The 19,509-nt window shown below is 44.4% G+C and carries 13 protein-coding genes; 11 read left to right on the top strand and 2 right to left on the bottom strand.

Going from position 1 to position 19,509, the window contains the following annotated elements; translation table 11 throughout:
• Nucleotides 1–14 precede the first annotated feature (14 nt).
• From RT269_RS06270 to RT269_RS06235, 8 genes are all read left to right on the top strand, one after another.
• Entirely contained in the window at nt 15–1,778 is a 1,764-nt protein-coding gene (locus tag RT269_RS06270) for a sensor histidine kinase (protein ID WP_313181303.1), read from the top strand.
• A complete protein-coding gene (locus tag RT269_RS06265; RefSeq protein WP_313181302.1) occupies nt 1,771–3,294 on the top strand; it encodes a response regulator transcription factor in 1,524 nt (507 codons plus the stop codon). The genes RT269_RS06270 and RT269_RS06265 overlap by 8 nt, the downstream gene beginning before the upstream one ends.
• Nucleotides 3,295–3,447: 153 nt before the next feature.
• A complete protein-coding gene (locus tag RT269_RS06260; protein WP_313181301.1) occupies nt 3,448–4,836 on the top strand; it encodes an ABC transporter substrate-binding protein in 1,389 nt (462 codons plus the stop codon).
• Nucleotides 4,837–4,899: 63 nt separating this feature from the next.
• Entirely contained in the window at nt 4,900–5,811 is a 912-nt protein-coding gene (locus RT269_RS06255; protein ID WP_313181299.1) for a carbohydrate ABC transporter permease, read from the top strand.
• 3 nt (nt 5,812–5,814) lie between these two features.
• On the top strand, nt 5,815–6,666 hold the full coding sequence (locus RT269_RS06250) for a carbohydrate ABC transporter permease (RefSeq protein ID WP_313181298.1): 852 nt from the start codon (nt 5,815–5,817) through the stop codon (nt 6,664–6,666).
• Between the two features lie 336 nt (nt 6,667–7,002).
• Nucleotides 7,003–8,673, top strand: coding sequence for a putative manganese-dependent inorganic diphosphatase (locus RT269_RS06245; protein WP_313181296.1), 1,671 nt, complete (start codon nt 7,003–7,005; stop codon nt 8,671–8,673).
• 103 nt (nt 8,674–8,776) lie between these two features.
• Nucleotides 8,777–9,343, top strand: coding sequence for a flavin reductase family protein (locus RT269_RS06240; protein WP_313181336.1), 567 nt, complete (start codon nt 8,777–8,779; stop codon nt 9,341–9,343).
• Nucleotides 9,340–9,867, top strand: coding sequence for a shikimate kinase (locus tag RT269_RS06235; RefSeq protein ID WP_313181295.1), 528 nt, complete (start codon nt 9,340–9,342; stop codon nt 9,865–9,867). Before RT269_RS06240 ends, RT269_RS06235 begins: the two co-directional genes overlap by 4 nt.
• 89 nt (nt 9,868–9,956) lie before the next feature.
• Here RT269_RS06235 and RT269_RS06230 read toward each other — a convergent pair whose 3' ends face one another.
• A complete protein-coding gene (locus RT269_RS06230) occupies nt 9,957–11,636 on the bottom strand; it encodes a methyl-accepting chemotaxis protein (protein WP_313181293.1) in 1,680 nt (559 codons plus the stop codon).
• 393 nt (nt 11,637–12,029) lie between these two features.
• On the opposite strand from RT269_RS06230, the gene RT269_RS06225 reads away from it, so the two are divergent.
• The 3 genes from RT269_RS06225 to RT269_RS06215 are packed head-to-tail and all read left to right on the top strand — an operon-like array spanning nt 12,030 to nt 17,253.
• A complete protein-coding gene (locus RT269_RS06225; RefSeq protein WP_313181292.1) occupies nt 12,030–13,115 on the top strand; it encodes a bifunctional glycosyltransferase family 2/GtrA family protein in 1,086 nt (361 codons plus the stop codon).
• Complete coding sequence (locus RT269_RS06220) at nt 13,108–15,384, top strand: glycosyltransferase (RefSeq protein ID WP_313181291.1); 2,277 nt, start codon at nt 13,108–13,110, stop codon at nt 15,382–15,384. The genes RT269_RS06225 and RT269_RS06220 overlap by 8 nt, the downstream gene beginning before the upstream one ends.
• Before the next feature lie 3 nt (nt 15,385–15,387).
• Nucleotides 15,388–17,253: a hypothetical protein gene (locus RT269_RS06215; protein WP_313181290.1), complete on the top strand. Its 1,866-nt coding sequence runs from the start codon at nt 15,388–15,390 to the stop codon at nt 17,251–17,253.
• 87 nt (nt 17,254–17,340) lie between these two features.
• Here RT269_RS06215 and RT269_RS06210 read toward each other — a convergent pair whose 3' ends face one another.
• Entirely contained in the window at nt 17,341–19,308 is a 1,968-nt protein-coding gene (locus RT269_RS06210; protein ID WP_313181288.1) for a methyl-accepting chemotaxis protein, read from the bottom strand.
• Nucleotides 19,309–19,509: the final 201 nt, after the last annotated feature.

The raw sequence follows: 19,509 nt of genomic DNA, 5'->3' as shown, positions 1-19,509 counted from the left end.
GAGGTGGGTCCTGCATGAAGATAAAACGCGGTTATTGGTATGAAAAATACCGGGATTTGAAATTGGCGGGGAAGATGATCGCCATTTATGTCATAATGCTGGGAATCTGCTTTATCATAAGCATAACGGCCCTTCAGTACAGCTTTGATATCTATGATGGGAAGCTGTACGAAAAATCCTTACAGGAACTGGATTACTTCACACAGCAGGTCAACAGAAGCTTAGATGAAGTTGAGGGCCTTTCCTATTACATTGCCATTGACACAAAGATCCAGGAGCAGCTTTCTAAAATCCAGAGTCTGAAGCATTACACGGCAGAATATTCCTATGAAACTTACCAGCTTCGGATGCTTATGGCGAATGAGCTGGCTAATTCCAACATTATTACCAATATTCTTTATACGGATGGGGAGGATACCCAATTTCTGGTGGGGACGGCAGCCGGAGAAATTGATAAGGACTTATATGAATCGGTTATGGAACGGATCCATGAGGCCAAAGGGGCTTATGTGGTCCAGCCTCCGGCCAGAGGCTACCCCTATCTTTTATCCGGAAGAGATATCCGAAAGCATATTGACGTCAGCTTAGACTATTTGGGCACCCTGCTGATTACCAGCAATGTGTCAGGAATGATTGAGAAAAATATTGATGAGCTGGAGGCGGAAAGCACCGCCCTCTGTGTTTATTCCCCTGAAGGAGTTATATATGAGAACCAGGAAAATATGATGGAAAGCATTCCTCCCGTTTTGGGGGATAAGGGATACCGGATCATTAAAAACCAGGGACAGCGGTATTTTCTATGTTATTTAAGATCCTCGAAAACCGGCTGGACCTATGTGAATATGTTTCCCTATTCGGAAATTTATGGACAGAACCAGAACTTAAGGAACATGATGTTAGGTGGATTCATGACCTTATTTCTGGCCGCCGGTTTAATCTTAAAAAAATTGGCCCATATGATAACAAAGCCCCTGGAAAACCTTACAAAGAGCATGGAAATCGTGGAGATTGGGGATTTCAGCGGAGCTAAAAGCTTTCTTCAGACCAGCAAAAGAGCTGATGAAATCGGGCTGCTGACCCAGGAATTTCAGGTCATGCTGGACAAGATCAACAACTTAATCCATGAAAATTATGAAAAACAGCTTCTTATTAAGGATACAAAATACAAGATGCTGCAGGCTCAAATCAACCCTCATTTCCTATATAATACCTTAAACAGCATTAACTGGATGATCCGCGGGAATAAGAATGACGAAGCGGCTGAAATGACGGTTGCCTTAGGTGTGATTCTCCGATCAGCATTGAGTAAGGAGCAGTTTTTCACCCTGGAAGAGGAGTTGGACATATTGAAGCGGTATATTATCATTCAGGAGTTTCGTTACCGGAAACGGGCGGTATTTCATGTCAGCTCCCATGTCTCCGGCTCTTATCTCATTCCCCATATGACAATACAGCCCCTTGTTGAAAATTCCATTTATCATGGAGTGGAAAAGATGCTGACGCCTTGTACCATTTCCGTGTCCTTAAGAGAGGAAATAAATCGCATCCTGATCCAGGTTTCAGATGACGGCCCGGGAATGACTGCAGATGAGCTTCAGGCTGCGCGTACCTTTTCCATAGAATCCAAGGAGCATGGGATCGGACTTAAAAATATTTATGAGCGGCTGAAAATGGCATTTGACCAGGAAGCGGAGTTTGATATAAGCAGCAGTCTGGGAAAGGGAACGACAGTAACTATAAGGATTCCAAAAGCAGAGGCTGGTGAGAAGAATGTATAAGGTATTACTTGTAGATGATGAAGATATTGAGCGGGAGGCCATGGCTGAGATCATTCCATGGAAGGCCCTGGGCATGGAGCTGGCGGACATGGCCTGGAATGGGATAGAGGGCCTGGAAAAAATAAAAACCCATTTGCCGGATATTGTGATCACGGATATTAAAATGCCGGTTATGGATGGAATTGAGCTTATCAGAAAAACCCATGAGCTGTATCCTGGCATATTTTTTGTAGTCTTGTCCGGCTATGGGGAATACGAATACACCAGTAAAGCCATGGAGCTGGAGATCCGTCATTATATATTAAAGCCCTGCGATGTGGATAAGATTGTGGAAGTACTTTTGAACGTAAAGAATGAGCTTATGAGCAGAGAAGAGAAGCTTAAGTCAGAACGGGAATATCAGAGCAGCATTCAGCGCATGGTTCCTCATATTAAAGAGCGGATCCTTCATGAGCTTATGACAAAAAAGGAGCTTTCAGTTTCGGATAAGTTCCTTCTTGCCAATTTTACGGAAGATCTTGAAGGAGATTTTATCCTTTTATCTGTCAGGGGGCAAAAGGAGTTTGATCAGCTGGACCGCTTTGCCCTGACGAATATTTTAAAGGAGTTGGTGGGGGAAGATCAGGTTTATATGAGTGCAGGATTAAAAAAGGAGATGGTCTATCTTTTGCCCGGAGCATTTTCAGCTTCGCTTCCGGCTTTGATGACAAAAGCCCATAAGGAGTACTATAAATATAAAAAAGTCAGGCTTTGTTCCGCCGTCAGCAAAAGAGGGGCGGTCAAAGAGTGCTTTCAGCTTTATTGCCAGATTCAGGAACTGTTTTATTTTCAGGAGCTGGAAGAAAACCGGGAATTTCTGCGGTATGAAATGTATGAGGATGAGTCTGAAAGCTCTTTTCTCATGGTGAACTATGCCAGAATACGGAATGCAAAAAGTCAGGAAGAGCTGATGTTTGAAATATACAGCTCTTTCGTTAAAATGGAGATCCGTCAGATCCCGCCAGAGCGGATGGCAAAGGTGTTTGGTTTTGCTTTGAAAATCCTGTTTGGGGAAGAGGAAAGGAACCTGGACCTGGAAAAGAACGAGGCGTGGGAACTGCTTAAGGAGGTCATAGAACGGTGCTCATTTCATATGAATCTTGCCTTTCCAGACACAAAGGATGGGAGGCGGATGAAGGAAATCCTGTTCATGATTTACCGGAATATTAAGAATCCGGATTTAAATCTTCAGTACATGGCTCAGAATGTTCTGTATATGAATGAGGATTATTTAGGCCGTTTTTTTGCCAGGAATATGAATGAGAGGTTTTCTGCCTTTCTTGTGAGAATCCGTCTTTCTTTGGCATTGAGGCTTCTGGAGAGTCAGCCGGATATAAAGGTATCGGAGCTGGCGGAAGTTACAGGTTATCCGGTTGACGGGCAGTACTTTACAAAGGTCTTTAAAAAGCATACGGGAATGGTGCTGTCGGAGTACCGCAGGTCTGTAAAAGGAAAAGGAGAGGAAGGCGTGGAATAAAAGGTACCGCGCCTATTCTTTTGGGTTTTAGTCGGATATTTACTAAAACCTGGTCTGTTAATTCCATTCAGTTTCCCATTTAAAGTCTTTATAATAAACTTATCAGTACGAAACCACATGAAATTCAGTAAATCCAAAAGGAGAGGTATCATTATGAAAAAGGAATGGAAGAAATTGGCGGCACTGGGCATAACGGCTGTAATGGCATTATCCGCAGCCGGCTGCAGCCCCGGAGATAAGGCGGCTTCCCCGGATAAGGAAGCATCTGCGGCAGGAACAGAGGCAGCAGGTGCAGGAAATGAAGCCAAGGGTACAGAAACCTCCGTCGGGGACCCGGTCACTATTAAAATCACCTGGTGGGGCGGCCAGGGGCGTCACGATTATACCCAGAAGCTTCTGGACCTTTATACCCAGTCTCATCCAAATGTAAAATTCGAGGCCATTCCTGCAGGCTGGGATGGATATTTTGATAAGCTGGCAACCCAGGCCGCATCGGGCTCCATGCCGGATCTGGTGCAGATGGATTACCTGTATATAACGACTTATGCAAAGAACAATTCCCTGGCTGATTTACAGCAGTTCATTGACGACAAAACGATTGATGTATCAAAGATTGATGAAAAGCTTTTAAATACCGGAAAAATTAACGGAAAAGTAGCCGGGCTCGTGCTGTCCAACTCCTATCTCTCCGTGGGATATAATCCAGAAGTGCTGGCAGAAGCAGGCGCAGCCGAGCCGGACAGCGGCTGGACCTGGGATGAGTTTATAGCCACGGCAAAAATGGTAAAGGAAAGGACCGGAAAATACGGACTTTCCATGGGTCCGGTAGATGATACCAATCTTTTCAATTACTGGGTAAGACAGAAAGGGGAAAGCTTGTTCAGCCAGGACAAAAAGTCCCTGGGCTATAAGGATGACAAGATATGCTCTGATTTTATCCAGATGTGGGCGGACTTAATGAAGGACGGCGTGGTTCCAAACCCCGATGAATATGCAGCCATCCAGGCTCTGGGCCAGGAAGCAGGCCCTGTGGTGACCGGAGACGGAGCAATGATGACGGAATGGAACAACTATGCATCAAAGGTAAGCGGTGTTAATGATAAGATCAAAATGGTCACTCCCCCGTTATCCGCAGATTCCAAAAACAAAGGCCTTTGGTTGAAGCCGGGCATGTTTTTCTCCGTGGCGGAGACCTCCAAGGTAAAGAAAGAGGCGGCAGAATTTATGGATTGGTTTGTAAATTCGAAGGAAGCAAATGACATAATCATGGCAGAACGCGGCACTCCGGTTTCCTCTGAAATCCGGGATTACATGGTCGATTCCGGCAGGCTTGCCCCTCAGCAGTTGGCAATGTTTAAGAGTGTGGAAGCTGCCCTGCCATTTTGCGGAGAAACACCTGAACCTGATCCTGTAGGAATGTCAGAGGTCAACGAAGCCTTTAAGAATGCGGCTTACAGCGCATTTTATGGGCAGATCACTCCCGAGGATGCTGCAGCCAAATTCAGAAAAGACGCAGATGCCATTTTATCCAGAAGCAACTGATGAATAAAAAAGCAGAGAGGCCTTGTCATGCGGGCCTCTCTGATGTTAAAAAGAGGAGAAATCATGAAAAATAAAAAGAAAAAAGCCGTGTATAAGCCCATGGATAACCTGGTGGGTTATCTTCTTATGAGCCCATGGATCCTAGGCTTTATCGGCATGTGGCTGATCCCGGCGTTTATTTCCCTTTATTACTCCTTTACGGATTTCAACCTGTTAAACACTCCGAAAATCATTGGATTTTCCAACTATACCCGGGCATTTACACAGGATGATACATTTGTACAGGCCTTAAAGGTCACGTTTACCTACGTTCTTATACTGGTTCCTTTACGTCTGGCCTTCGCCCTGTTCGTGGCTATGCTGTTAAATAAAAAGCATAAATTCCTGGGGCTGTACCGGACCCTGTATTATGTTCCCTCCATTATAGGAGGAAGCATTGCCGTATCTGTGGTGTGGAAACAGATTTTCGGGAATAAGGGTGTTGTGATGACTCTTTTATCCGTTTTCGGCATTCCGCAGACCCTATCCTTTTTGGGGAATCCAAGGACAGCTTTAAGCGTCATTATTCTCATGGGTGTCTGGCAGTTCGGCTCCTCTATGCTCATATTTTTATCCGCATTAAAGCAGATTCCTTATACCCTCTATGAATCGGCTATGGTGGACGGAGCCCGGCCCCATTACACGTTTTTAAAAATCACTCTGCCGATGTTAACGCCTACGATTTTCTTTAACCTGATCCTGCAGATCATAAACGGCTTTCGGGTGTTCACGGAAAGCTTTGTCATCACGGACGGAGGTCCCTTGGACAGCACCCTGTCTTACGTGCTTTATTTATACCGCCGAGCATTCACTTTCTTTGATATGGGTTATAGCTGTGCTCTGGCCTGGATTCTTGTAGCCATTATCGCAGTCTTTACAGGTGTTCTTTTCAAGACGCAGAAAAACTGGGTTTATTATGAGTCAGAGGAGGGTTAAACCATGGGAATGAAAGCAAAGAGAAAGATCAATTCCGCAGGGTTTCATATTGTAGCATGTCTGATCGGGTTTTTAATGATTTACCCTCTGCTCTGGCTTCTGGCCAGTTCTTTTAAGAGCAATGAAACCATGTTTTTAGATACATACTCTCTCATCCCCAAGGTATGGGCTGGGGCAAAAAACTATCAAAGCGGCCTGGCAGGTGTGAGCGGCGTAACGTTTGTCACATTCTTTATAAACTCTCTGACAGTAACGGTAATAGGGACCGTTGGCTGTGTAATAACTTCCCTGCTGGCTGCCTATGCCTTATCCAGAATCAAATTTAAATTTTCCGGTTTCTGGTTTGGCTGTGTGATGCTGACCATGATGATCCCAGCCCAGGTAATGGTGGTACCTCAGTATATTATTTTAAAAAAGCTGAACCTAATCGATACAAGGGTGGCCCTTATTCTGCCCTGGTTCTTCGGCGGCGCGTTTTTTATATTTCTGATGGTCCAGTTTTTTAAGGGAATCCCAAGGGAACTGGATGAGGCAGCTGAAATTGACGGCTGCGGAAAAATAGGGATACTGTTCCGCATTCTGGTGCCGGTGGTGAAACCTGCCATCATTACATCGTCTATTTTTGCATTTTACTGGATCTGGCAGGATTTTTTCCAGCCGCTGATTTTCATGAACAGTGCAAGGAAATTTACGATACCTCTGGCGCTTAATATGTATCTGGACCCAAATGCCTATAATAACTATGGCGGCTTGTTTGCAATGTCCGTGATCTCCTTGCTTCCTGTGATCATCTTCTTTATTATTTTCCAAAGGTATCTGGTGGATGGGATTGCTATGGATGGGATTAAGGGATGAGGGAAAGCTTACCTTGGAGACAGGGAAATGGATAGGGATATTTCGTTTTAAGAGAGAGAAACGGGAGGGAAGGATGTTTTTGTGACATCCTTTCCTCCCGTCCTCTTATTTACAATTTACTAAATTATGATATAATGGGAATACTTCACAAAGAAAAAGCCTCATAAAATGAGGAGACCCCGATTGGCAGGCAATCGGGGCAATTATGAAAAATCTATGTGCAATTTGACGATTAAATCAATTTGACTCATATATTTTCTATGTATTTAGTATAAAAAATATATATGAACGGAATATGAACGACCTGTAAACACATTATGAAAAAAGGAGGAAAGTATGGGAGAAAATTATAAGAACAGAAAGACTATCGTAATAGGCCATAAAAATCCAGATACAGATTCCATCTGTTCTGCCATCTGTTATGCAAATTTAAAAAGAAAGCTGACCGGAGAAGAATATCAGCCAGGCAGGGCTGGTCACGTCAACGAGGAGACACAATTCGTGCTCCATTATTTTGAAGTGGAAGCGCCGGAGCTTGTGGAAAATGTGAAGACACAGGTCCGTGATATTGATATTCGTAAAACAAAGGGTGTAAAGAAAAACCTGTCCTTAAAAAAGGCCTGGAAACTGATGCAGGAAGCAAACGTAGTCACCATTCCGACGGTAACCGAGGATGGGATGCTGGAAGGACTGATCACGGTAGGTGATATTGCCAAGTCTTATATGAACGTTTATGACAGCAGCATTTTATCAAAGGCAAATACCCAGTATGAAAATATTGTGGAAACCTTGGAAGGGGCCATGGTAGTTAGTGGTAAGAGTGAATATTTCAACCATGGCAAGGTCCTTATCGCAGCGGCCAATCCTGATATGATGGAATATTATATTTCCAAGGGCGACTTAGTGATCCTTGGGAACCGTTATGAATCCCAGCTATGCGCGATTGAGATGGAAGCGGCCTGCATCATTGTATGCGAAGGTGCAGCGGTATCCATGACGATCAAAAAGCTGGCTCAGGAGCGTGGATGTACGGTCGTGACCACCCCTTACGACACATATACGGCCGCCCGTCTGGTAAATCAGAGCATTCCTATCAGCTATTTCATGACTACCGAAGGGTTGATTTCCTTTGAGGAAGACGATTATATTGATGAAATAAAAGATGTCATGGCAAGCAAGCGCCACCGGGATTTCCCGATTCTTGATAAGGACGGAAAATACATGGGAATGATTTCCCGCCGGAATTTACTTGGTGCAAAAGGTAAACGCCTGATCCTGGTGGACCATAATGAGAAAACCCAGGCGGTTGAGGGCATGGAAAGTGCGGAAATTCTGGAGATCATTGATCATCACAGGCTCGGAACCGTAGAAACCATTGCTCCTGTATTTTTCCGCAATCAGCCGGTTGGCTGTACAGCTACCATCGTATATCAGATGTATATGGAAAATAACGTAGAAATTGAACCGAAGATTGCGGGCCTTTTATGCAGCGCCATTATCTCTGATACCCTTTTATTCCGTTCCCCTACCTGTACGGAGTCTGATAAAAAGGCAGCTCTTATCCTTGCGGATATCGCAGGGATCCAGGTGGAGAAATACGCTTCCTCCATGTTCGCGGCAGGAAGTAACCTAAAGGGAAAGACGGATGGGGAGATCTTTTATCAGGATTTCAAAAAATTCACACTTGGCAAAGTATCCTTTGGAGTCGGACAGATCAGCTCCTTAAACGCCAGCGAACTTGAGGAATTGAAGGACCGGATGCCTCATTACATGAAAAAGGCAAGAAAAGAGCATGGCGTTGACATGATGTTTTTCATGCTTACCAACATTCTGACGGAATCTACGGTATTGTTATGTGAGGGTCAGGGAGCAAAGCAGATGGTTCTCGGAGCTTTCCGCGCAGAGGAAGAGGAAGGGACGGCCGAAGACCATATCGTAAGTCTGCCCGGCGTGGTATCCAGAAAGAAACAGCTGATTCCTGGTATTATGCTGGCGGTTCAGGAATAGGAGGCTGTCGTCAATGAAGAAGAAAGAAACCAATGATTATAGAAAAGCAAATGAAAATATAAAGACTGTAAAAAACAGCAGGGTCACCTGGAAGCCTGGAAACATGCTTTACCCGGTTCCGGCGGTTATGGTAAGCTGCCAGAGGGAAGGGGAAAAACCCAATATCATTACCGTGGCATGGGCAGGAACCATATGCTCCACCCCGGCCATGCTGTCCATATCCATCCGTCCGGAACGGCACTCCTATGGAATTATAAAAGAAACCAGAGAGTTTGTGGTAAATCTGGTGACAAAGGATCTGGTGCGGGCTGCCGATTACTGCGGGGTGAAATCCGGCAGAGAGGTGGACAAATTTGCAGAAATGAGGCTGACGCCTTGTTCCCTGGAACAGGTAAAAACACCCGGAATAGAGGAAAGTCCGGTGAATTTAGCCTGCAGAGTTGTGGAAATCAAACACTTGGGAAGCCATGACCTGTTTTTGGCAGAGGTGGTTGGAGTGACCGTAAACAGCCGGTACATGGACGAAAGAGGGAAGTTCCACCTTAATGATGCAGGGCTTATATCCTACTCTCATGGGGAATATTTTGAACTGGGGAAAAAGCTTGGAAGTTTCGGCTATTCTGTGAAAAAGGCAGGAAAGAAGGCGCCGGGCAGGAGGAAGAACAAATGACGAGTAAGCTTAATAACATTACGCTGATCGGTATGCCGGCTTCAGGTAAAAGCACAGTAGGCGTTTTGCTGGCGAAACGCCTTGGATATTCTTTTGTGGACGTGGATATTGTAATCCAGGAGCAGGAAGGCCGCCTTTTAAAGGAAATTATCGAAACAGAGGGCCAGGATGGCTTCCTGGCTGTGGAAAACAGGATCAATGCCGGCCTTAATGTCCGTCATAGCGTCATTGCCCCTGGAGGAAGCGTGATCTATGGAAAAGAAGCTATGGAGCATTTAAAAGAGATCAGTACAGTAGTTTATTTAAAGCTCAGCTATGAAAGCGTGGAAGAACGGCTGGGTAATCTGGTAGACCGGGGAGTCGTCTTAAAGGATGGAATGACCTTAAGAGACTTATATGAGGAACGGGTCCCTTATTATGAAAAATATGCCGACATAACCATTGATGAAAACGGCCTTGATGCAGGAAAGACGGTAGACAGGCTAAGATCCATTATGGAGGAAAGGTTCGGCCTGACTACATAATATCCGGTTTTCAATCGACCTGAATATTTACGGAAAATTTAAAAGGTGTCTCAAAAGTCAAATCTCGACTTTGGGACACCTTTTTTGTTTTAGACTTTTAACTGAAACTTTCCAATTAAAAGCTTCAGCATCTGAGCCTGTCCGGCCATTTCCTGACTTGCGGCAGCACTTTCTTCCGATGTGGCGGAATTGGTTTGAATTACGCTTGATATCTGATCAATTCCCTGAGTTACCTGGGCAACTGCAAATGCCTGATCCTTTGATGCGGAGGATATCTGGTATGCTAAGTCTGCTGCTGTTTTGGAAGACTGGACAATGCGGTCTATGGATCTTGCAGTCTCCTTGGCAATATGATTTCCGGCCTCAATGGAAGCCAGGGTATGCTCAATTAATGCAGAAGTATTTTTGGAAGCTTCCTGGCTTTTATTGGCCAGGTTGCGGACCTCGTCTGCCACAACTGCAAAGCCCTTTCCGGCCTCTCCTGCCCTTGCTGCTTCTACGGCTGCGTTAAGGGCCAGGATATTGGTTTGGAAGGCAATGTCCTCAATGGTTTTGATTACTTTTCCAATTTCTGAGGAGGCATTGCTGATATCCTCCATGGCATTTGTCAGATCCTGCATCTGAGTTTTACCAAATTCCAGCTCTGATGCGGTATTGCTCACCTGCTGGTTTGTTTCCTTTGCATTTTCCGCATTATGGTTTATGTTATTGGAAATATCATTGATGGTGGCGGCCAGCTCTTCAATAGAGGAGGCCTGTTCGGTCGCACCCTGGCTTAGAGCCTGAGCGCTGCTTGCCACCTGTTCAGCTCCTGAGGCCACTTGGTCTGAAGACTGGGTTATTTTAGCCATGACATCATTTAAGGAATCAGTAAGATTTTGTATGGAGAGCTGTACGGAACGAAACTCCCCTTTAAATTCCTCCGGGTCATGAGGAATATCAAAATTTCCCTGGGCCATCTGGCTTGTGGTGGAAGAAATATAATCCATATAGTAGGATAAACGCCCCATCATCGTCCTCATGCTGTCTGCAAGATGTCCTAGTTCATCTTCTGAACGATATTCCAGAAGGCATTTTAAATCTCCCTGGGCCATCCGGTCTGCAACCACTTTCAGTTCGTCAATGGGTCGGGTGATCCCCCGTGTAATGGCAATTGCAATGATAACGGATGTAGCAATGGAAATAAAGATGATGATGCCCATAATTGCTATGAATACGGAAGTCTGGCGGGAAAGCTGGGCAGATTTTATATCTCCGGTTGTTGATTTATCCAACAGCATGGCATTGATGGTATCTGCGATTTCCCCTGCTAACGGTGCGGCATGGCTTCGGAAAAAAGCCATAGACTCCTGTGAAGATTTTGATGCAAGTTCGATCGTCTGGCTGCGGATACCTTCATAGGATTTCATCTTCTCTGAAAGCTGGTTGTAAAGCTCTTTTTCCGAGGTTGTCTTCATCCTTGCCTGTACTAATTGCATCTTTTCGTTTATCACATCGATCTGTTTGGTTAAGTTTTCCTTCTGCTTGGCGGTTTCCGCGGCGTCTTCTGAATAGATTATGTATAAGACTGTGGCGCGGTGGGCCTGAAACGCCTGTCCCAGGCTTCCGATATCGCCCTGGGCAAATCCATAATCCTGCAGCTCCACATGATATTCCTTATTAACGGCCCGAATGAGCAGGATCCCAATGGTTCCGGCTAAACCTGAAAACAATACAGCGATGAGAAATGCAACAAGAAGCCGGTTCCCAACCTTTAGTTTTTTTAACATACAATTTCCTCCCAGTTTTAAAGTTAAGTTTCAGTAAGTTTATTCCCATGAATTTTTGGATAAATGTCAGATTTGGCGCAATATTAAGTAATTATGTAATATTATGTCGTTTCGTGAATTTCCTGAATATGGAATTACTAATAATTATAGTTATCTTTTCTATTTTAGTCAATATGGTAGATGGATACGTGCAAAATTTACTTCAAAAAGCATACAGAAAAAAATAACAGGAGGTTAATGAGGAAGTTTCTGGAAGAAAGAATTCTATTAAAATCAGCATATTTTTCCATCCAAAATTAACTAGGGGACAAAGGTTGAAGTTGAGTGTATATTTAAAACACATGCTTCAATTTTTTTTGAATGAAATTAATTATAAAAGAAACGGGAACTGAGATGAAACAAACGATTGTATTGATTCCCTCTTTAGAACCTGATGGAAGGCTTCCGGTTTATGTAAAGGAGCTGGGGGAATACGGACTGTCCCACATTGTAATTGTAGATGATGGATCTGGAAACGATTATCAGGATATTTTTAAAGAATTAGAGGAGTTCGGTTGTACCTTACTCCGCCATAGGGTAAACCGGGGAAAGGGCCTTGCGCTTAAAACTGGATATGAGTATATCAGGAGGAATATGCCCGGCTATACATGCATCGTAACTGCAGATGCTGACGGACAACATGCCCCGGAGGATGTTTATAGGCTGGCAAATGCAGCCGAAGGCCATCCCGATACGCTGATACTTGGGACAAGAGACTTTAAAAAAGCCGGCATACCTGTCAAGTCCTTCATTGGAAACCGTGTTTCATCTGCAATATTTGCTGCGCTGTACGGAAGATCTCTTCCCGATACCCAATCAGGACTCAGAGCCTTTGGCCCGAAGCTGGCCGACCGGATGCTCGGTATAAAAGGAGAACGGTTTGAGTATGAAACCCAGGTCCTGATCACCTTCATACGGTCTGAGATACCCGTCCTTACGGTTCCTATTCAGACCATCTATGAAGATGAAAACAGAGGCACACATTTTAATGCCGTAAGGGACAGCTTAAAAATTATGGGTATCCTTGGCGCTGATTTTATGAAGTTCCTTTCCTCTTCCATCACCTGTTCTTTTATTGACATTGGGATAGCCTGGGCGCTGCTTGACTGGTTAAAGCCTTATATGCAGGGAAAAGACTTACTTAGAATCATGATAGCCACAGCGTTTGCCAGATCAGTTTCAATCGCTGTGAATTATTTACTTAATAAAAATTTGGTGTTTAAGAGCAAGAATGCTGCTGGACACAGCCTTATCCGTTACCTGGGTTTGTGCGTATTTAACATACTACTTTCAGCTGCCGGTGTGTACATATTACATATAAACCTGGGATTCAATGAGAAGATGGCAAAGGTCCTCTGTGATGTGTGCCTGTTTCTCCTTGGTTATCAAATACAACAGCGCTGGGTATTTTCCCGCGCAGGGGACTGGTTCCATGAATAAAGAAGAGAAAAAACAAAATACAATTTTTATCCTCAGTATGGCCCTGATGACTATTTATCTGGGCTGGCGTATGATATTTACCTTGCCGTTTCATGAGGGGATACTGAATCTGATATTTGGATTATTGCTGCTTGTGGCAGAGACCGTAACGGTATTTACTACCTTTGAGTTATTTTATCTAAAGATGCAGATGAATAAGTTTCATTTGGAGTGTCCTGAGATACCCGATGAATCTTATCCGGATGTAGACGTTTTCATTGCAACCCATAACGAACCAGCCGATATTCTGTATAAAACAGTCAATGCCTGCACGTTCATGACTTATCCGGATAAAAGCAAGGTACATATTTATATCTGTGATGATGGAAACCGTAAAGAGATTGCAGAACTGGCCGGGCAGTTTGGAGTCGGATACCTGGGGCTTTCTGATAATAAGGAAGCAAAATCAGGTAATTTAAATCATGCTTTAAGGAAAACCTCATCTCCCCTGATTGCTACCTTTGACGCAGATATGATTCCGCAGCATACGTTTCTTATGAAGACGGTTCCATATTTCCTGCTCTCCAGGTTCTTAAAAGAAGACGGGAAGTGGAGGCTGAGAAAGGAAGAGGAGATTGATCAGAAGTTTAAGCTTGGACTAGTTCAGACGCCTCAAAGCTTTTATAATCCCGATCTTTTCCAGTTTAACTTATATGCGGAAGGAAACATCCCCAATGAGCAGGATTTCTTTTCCAGAGAAGTGAATATCATGAGAAATACTTCTAACGCGGTTGCCTATACCGGCAGCAACACGGTCATTTTAAGGAAGGCCATGGAGGAAATAGGAGGTTTTCCCTTAAAAACCATAACAGAGGATTTTGAGACAAGCATACGGATACAAAAAGCAGGATACATAACCTATGCGACGGATGAGATTCAGGCCGCAGGATTAACCACCACAACGGTAAGGAGCATGATCAGGCAGAGGGTGCGCTGGGCAAGAGGAATCATTCAGAGCCTTCAGAATACCCATGCCATTATTACTCCAAAGCTTCCCCTGCTTGCAAGGCTTACTTATTTAAACAGCTTTTTATACTGGTGGTCTTTTTTTAGCAGGCTCATATTCATTATGTCCCCCATCCTGTTCGCCCTGTTTGATTACCGGATCGTAAACAGTCATTTCTGGGATGTGATTGTGTTCTGGCTTCCTGCGTACTTTTTTTACAGCATGTCCATGCGTTACCTTTCAAGTAACGTGAGAAACCAGAGATGGAGCCAGATCATAGATACCATATTTATGCCTTATTTGATTATACCGGTATTGCTTGAGACCTTTCACATCCATCAAAGGAAATTTAAGGTTACCAATAAAAAGAAGGAAGGAAGCGGCATTGGCATTGAGTTTGCCGTTTATGCGATCCCTCATCTGGTTTTGCTGGCGCTTTCCGCAGCAGCCATGATACGCTTTGCCCATGGGAAATATGGCTGGGCTTTATTTTACAGCAGCATTATCCTGTTCTGGATCACCTATAACATGGTTTCGCTATTCTATGCCGTATTTTTTATGCTGGGTAGGCGTGCTTACAGAAGCAGCGAGCGGATCAGGGCAGAGGAAGATATTACCATACAATATAAATCCTTAAGCTATGAAGCGAAGACGGCAGACGTTTCCGAAAACGGATTAGCCTTCTGGACAGAGAAGCCCATCTATCTTCCGGAAAATAAGACTATGAATTTTGCGGTCAACACGCCTTTTTATAAAGCCAGACTTAAGGGCAGGATTGTTTATGTGAAAGAGCAGGATATGGGCTGGCGTTATTCCGCAGCCGTCCGGGCAATTGATGATGATAATAAACGTCAGTACTTTCAGGTTATATATGATAGGACCCATTCCCTCCCAAAGCAGTTGGATTTGTGGGTCACCGCTTATGACGATATGCTGAGAAATATAAAAAGACGGTTAAAACAGCCGCTTTCAGACAAAAGAAAGATGCCTAGGATCCATCTGGGCAGACAAATCTCCTTTACAAACGGGGCTGCCTGCAAATTGATTGATTTCAACTACCGCTATTTTTCTGTTTCAGGTTTTAATGCCAATGAAAGCCAGGATGATGAATTCATTTACAAAACAGAAAGCGGGATTCCATTGATCCTGAAACGGACCGGAATATACATACGGCATTCATCGGAGGAGCTTTTGTCCGTTGTGAACCTAAATGATCTTATCTGGAAAAATCAAATGGATCAGATTTTGGTTGACATAACAAATACAGAAGAAATAGAGGGTTAAAGGATGAGTGGAGTGATCCATATGATAATGGTGGCGGCACTTTTGTGCTCCCTTTCCGGCTATATGATGTTTACAAAGGAAAAGCTTAAGCTTCCGGCAGAATTCGCTCCTGTTTTTGTCTGCTCAGCCATTGCCTGTATCGTTTATTTTTGCGGGTTGGCCGGCTTTTTGCTGCCAGGATCAGCATCAGTGCTTGTTGCAGGAGTTATTCTGTTTTTCTTCTTTTTAATATGGAGGATCAGGAATCGGTCCTATGAAAGTTTTCGCCTTTCCCTGTTCCAGGCGGGGTTTGCTGTTGGAAGCTTGTTCTTCTTTCAGCTGCTGCTGACCAGCAGGCTGATACACTACGACAATTTTTCGCATTGGGCCATCGTTGTTAAGCAGATGCTCAGCACCAATGCATTTCCTGATGCTTCATCTGCTTTGATTGACTTTAAAAATTATCCCTTGGGTTCTTCCTCGTTTCTATATTTTATTTGCCGTTTCGCTGGAAATTCCCAGGGGATTATGCTGGCGGCCCAGGGACTTCTTATCTTTGCCTGCTTCTATGCCATGTTCGGAGTGATCACGGAAAAAAAGCGGTTTCTGCTGTTTGCTTTTATGTCTGCAGGCTGTTCCCTGCTGTCGATATTTAACATTACCATACGGGTCACCAATCTGTTGGTTGATTTTCTACTACCCATATATACCTTTGTGTTATTTGTGATGATATACAGATATCAATGGGAAATAAAAAAGGCCTGTATCAGCATCATACCCGTAGCGGGGCTTCTAATGATAATAAAAAATACCGGAGTCATATTTGGGGGGATCGGATTTTTCTTTCTGATCTATATCTGGCTAAAGAACAGGTATAAACCTTTTTGGAAGAATGGAATGGCTGTAATATTATCCATTGGAACTGCGTTCCTTCCATATCTGTTATGGAACATCCACATGGCAGTAAAATTCCAGGGAGTAGAAAACAAGTTTGAAGTTTCCGCAGACAGCCTCCGCAGCATTTCCGGTGGAAAAAGTCCGGAAGAGGTACATCAGATCGTTGCGCTGTTTGTTCAATCAGTCTTTGATATCACCAGCCGTCCAGCGATGGGAATTCTGGGTTTTCATGTGGCTGCCATAACAGCCAGTGTATTTGCGGCCTTTCTATTAAAGAAAAGCTGGAATCTATGGAAGGCTCTGATCGCATTAGATGTTGTTCTTATGGGCTACTATCTTGGTATACTCGGGCTTTATATTTTCTCCATGCCGATTGACGAAGCCCTCCGGTTGGCAGGGTTTGAACGTTACGCATCCAGTATCGTGGTTTTGTTTGCCGGGGGGCTGGTGCTTTGCGCAACCGTTGATATTGAAACGTCTTTTTATTATAAAACCGGTGAGCTGCCGGCTTACCAGGCGTTTAAAACCGTGGAAAGCAAGGACCGGTATCAAAAGGGTGTCATTATTTTTATAGCGTTAGCCATAACCATTCTGTTGTCAGAATACAATGGCATGCAGACGATCCGGCGTTCTTATAAAACGACTTTGCCTTACAAGGTATATCAAGTGACCGGAGACCGCTGGTATTCCCGCGGAAGGGTGGATGAAAGCAGGTATTTATTCTATGCATCGGATGCGGACAGCCAGGTAACGGATTATTATCTGCAATACATTGGGAAATACATGCTTTACGCCTCCAATGTAGACGGAATTTGTGCGTTTTATGAGGATAATCTGATCAATCTGTTAAACAGCTATGATTATCTCGTTATGGTTGAAAGCGATGGGGAAGCAAAACATCTGCTGAAAAAATATTTTGGCCTTTCCGGACAGGAAGGAATCTACAGGATCATTCATTCTGATAAAGGATTGGCCCTTGAGCCGGCAGAGTGAATATCCGTATAAAAAAATACCGTTTCATAATGAATGATGATTATTAATTTGCCTTTAATCATTCATTATGAAGCGGTTTTGTGTGAATTAGAACCGGAACTGGTCCATCAGACCATTTAAGATCTGGGCCTGACTGGAGAGCTCTTCGCTGGTGGCTGCGCTCTCTTCTGCCGTAGCGGAATTGGTCTGCACAACGCCGGATATCTGGTCGATTCCCAGGGCCACATGGGCAATGGAGCTTGCCTGTTCCTGGGAGGCTTCGGTGATATCATATATCAGGGAAGCCATTTTTTCGGAAGAGGCTGCGATCCGTTCCAGAGAATCCGCTGTTTCACCGGCGATTCCCGTTCCCTTCTGCACCGACTGGGCAGAGCTTTCTATGAGGAAAGCGGTATTTCTTGAGGCCTCTGCGCTTTTTGATGCAAGATTGCGCACTTCGTCGGCAACGACGGCAAAGCCTTTTCCTGCTTCTCCGGCACGGGCGGCTTCAACCGCTGCATTTAAAGCCAGGATATTGGTCTGGTAGGCAATATCTTCGATGGTTTTTATAATTTTACCGATTTCACTGGAAGTATGGTTGATTTCGTTCATCGCATCGGTCATTCTCTTCATCTGTTCTTTACCGTTTTCCAGCTGGGCTGAAGTCTCCTTAGCCTGGAGCGTGGCTTCCTCTGCGTTTTTGGCATTTAAATCCACATGAGAAGAAATAAGGCTTATGGTAGCCACCAGCTCTTCTACGGAACTGGCTTGCTCTGTCGCTCCCTGGGAGAGGGCCTGCGCCCCTGCGGATACCTGTTCCGCACCGGATGCTACCTCCTCAGAGGACTGGCTGAGCCTTAAAAGAGTATCTCTGAGCCTGGACTGCAGCTGGGTCATGGCCTGAAGAATCCCGCCAAATCCTCCTGCATAGGCGGATTCGCAGCTGGAAGAAACTGTTAAGCTGCCTTCTGCCATCTCATTGAGAATATGATCTACATCTCCGATGATCATTTTAAATCCGTCCACCAGTTCCCGGGTAGCTTCTGCCAGCACACCAGTTTCGTCTTGGCTGTTGATTACAGGAACCGGAGATTCCAGATCGCCCTGCACCAGCCTTTTTAAGCGTTCGGCACAGGCTTTTACGGGATTTCCGATTTTTCCGGCAAGGACAACAGATATGATTCCGGCCACAGTCAGTGCTGCGAGGAGCAGTATTACCGATATGACGATTCCGGTTATGGTCGCTCCCATAAAGTCCGTCATGGGAGCTTTGAGGCCGAAGCTCCAGCCATCGGTCCCTTCAATGGGTGCATATGCAAGAAATTCGTTTACTCCCCCCTTGTTGTAACGGCCAAAGCCGCTCCCCCCTTCGGTCATTCCTTTCTCAAGAGCGGCAAGGGCGGCCAGGCCGGGATCTGCCTTTGCGATTTCCTGGGTATTTGTCACATTGATTACTTTCTCCATATCCACATCGGCTATGATACCGCCGCTTCTGTTCAGTATGTAAGAACTGCTTCCTTTGCTTATCTTTATGCTGGCAACGATGTCATTTAAAAAAGTCTCAGTAGGGACAAAGTACACGACGCCTACTACTTTGGAATCTGGAATTCCCTTATCCCACAATGGGGCGGATATTATAATGGTAAGCTGTCCAGTGACCTTACTGATTAAAGGATCGGATACCGCTGTCTCGCCCTTTAGGGATTTTTGGAAATAGTCCCGGTCAGAATAGTCTTTTCCATCAAATAAGCTGACTCCGTCTGCTCCCAGTATGTTTCCCCGCTGGAAGTCGTGGGCTTTTGCCTTCTGGTCCATGATGGCTTTTTTATCTGCCACACTGGTTCCCGGGCTTGAAAGACGGTCAATGCTGCCGACTTCATAGGCAATATTTTTATAGATATCCAGTTCTTTTGAAACCCGCTGTGAGGCGGTGCGTGCCAGTTCCGTCATGGTCTGGTTCATTGTCCCGATCATGCTGGAATAGTTTAAATAAATGCTGGTACCTCCCACTGCACATAGGGAAATAAATACTGTCAAAGCCATGCTAAGCAGTATTTTAGTTTTTATACTTTTCATTATCACTTCTCCTTTGTACTTCGCTTAAGTCTGCGAATTTAAGTATACTTTATGTTGGGAAAAATGTCTAATTCCTTTTCTGGAATATGATGTAAAATGTCAATAGACAAGTCACTTGGTATACTCTATATGGAAAGGATCACTTGATAACCAAATTTTTTTAGGTAGACTAAATAAATTTTTTATGTCAGTTGATATTTT

The organism is Lacrimispora sp. (assembly GCF_032078915.1).
GTDB lineage: Bacteria > Bacillota > Clostridia > Lachnospirales > Lachnospiraceae > Lacrimispora.
This window is presented reverse-complemented; position numbering and strand designations above follow the sequence as displayed.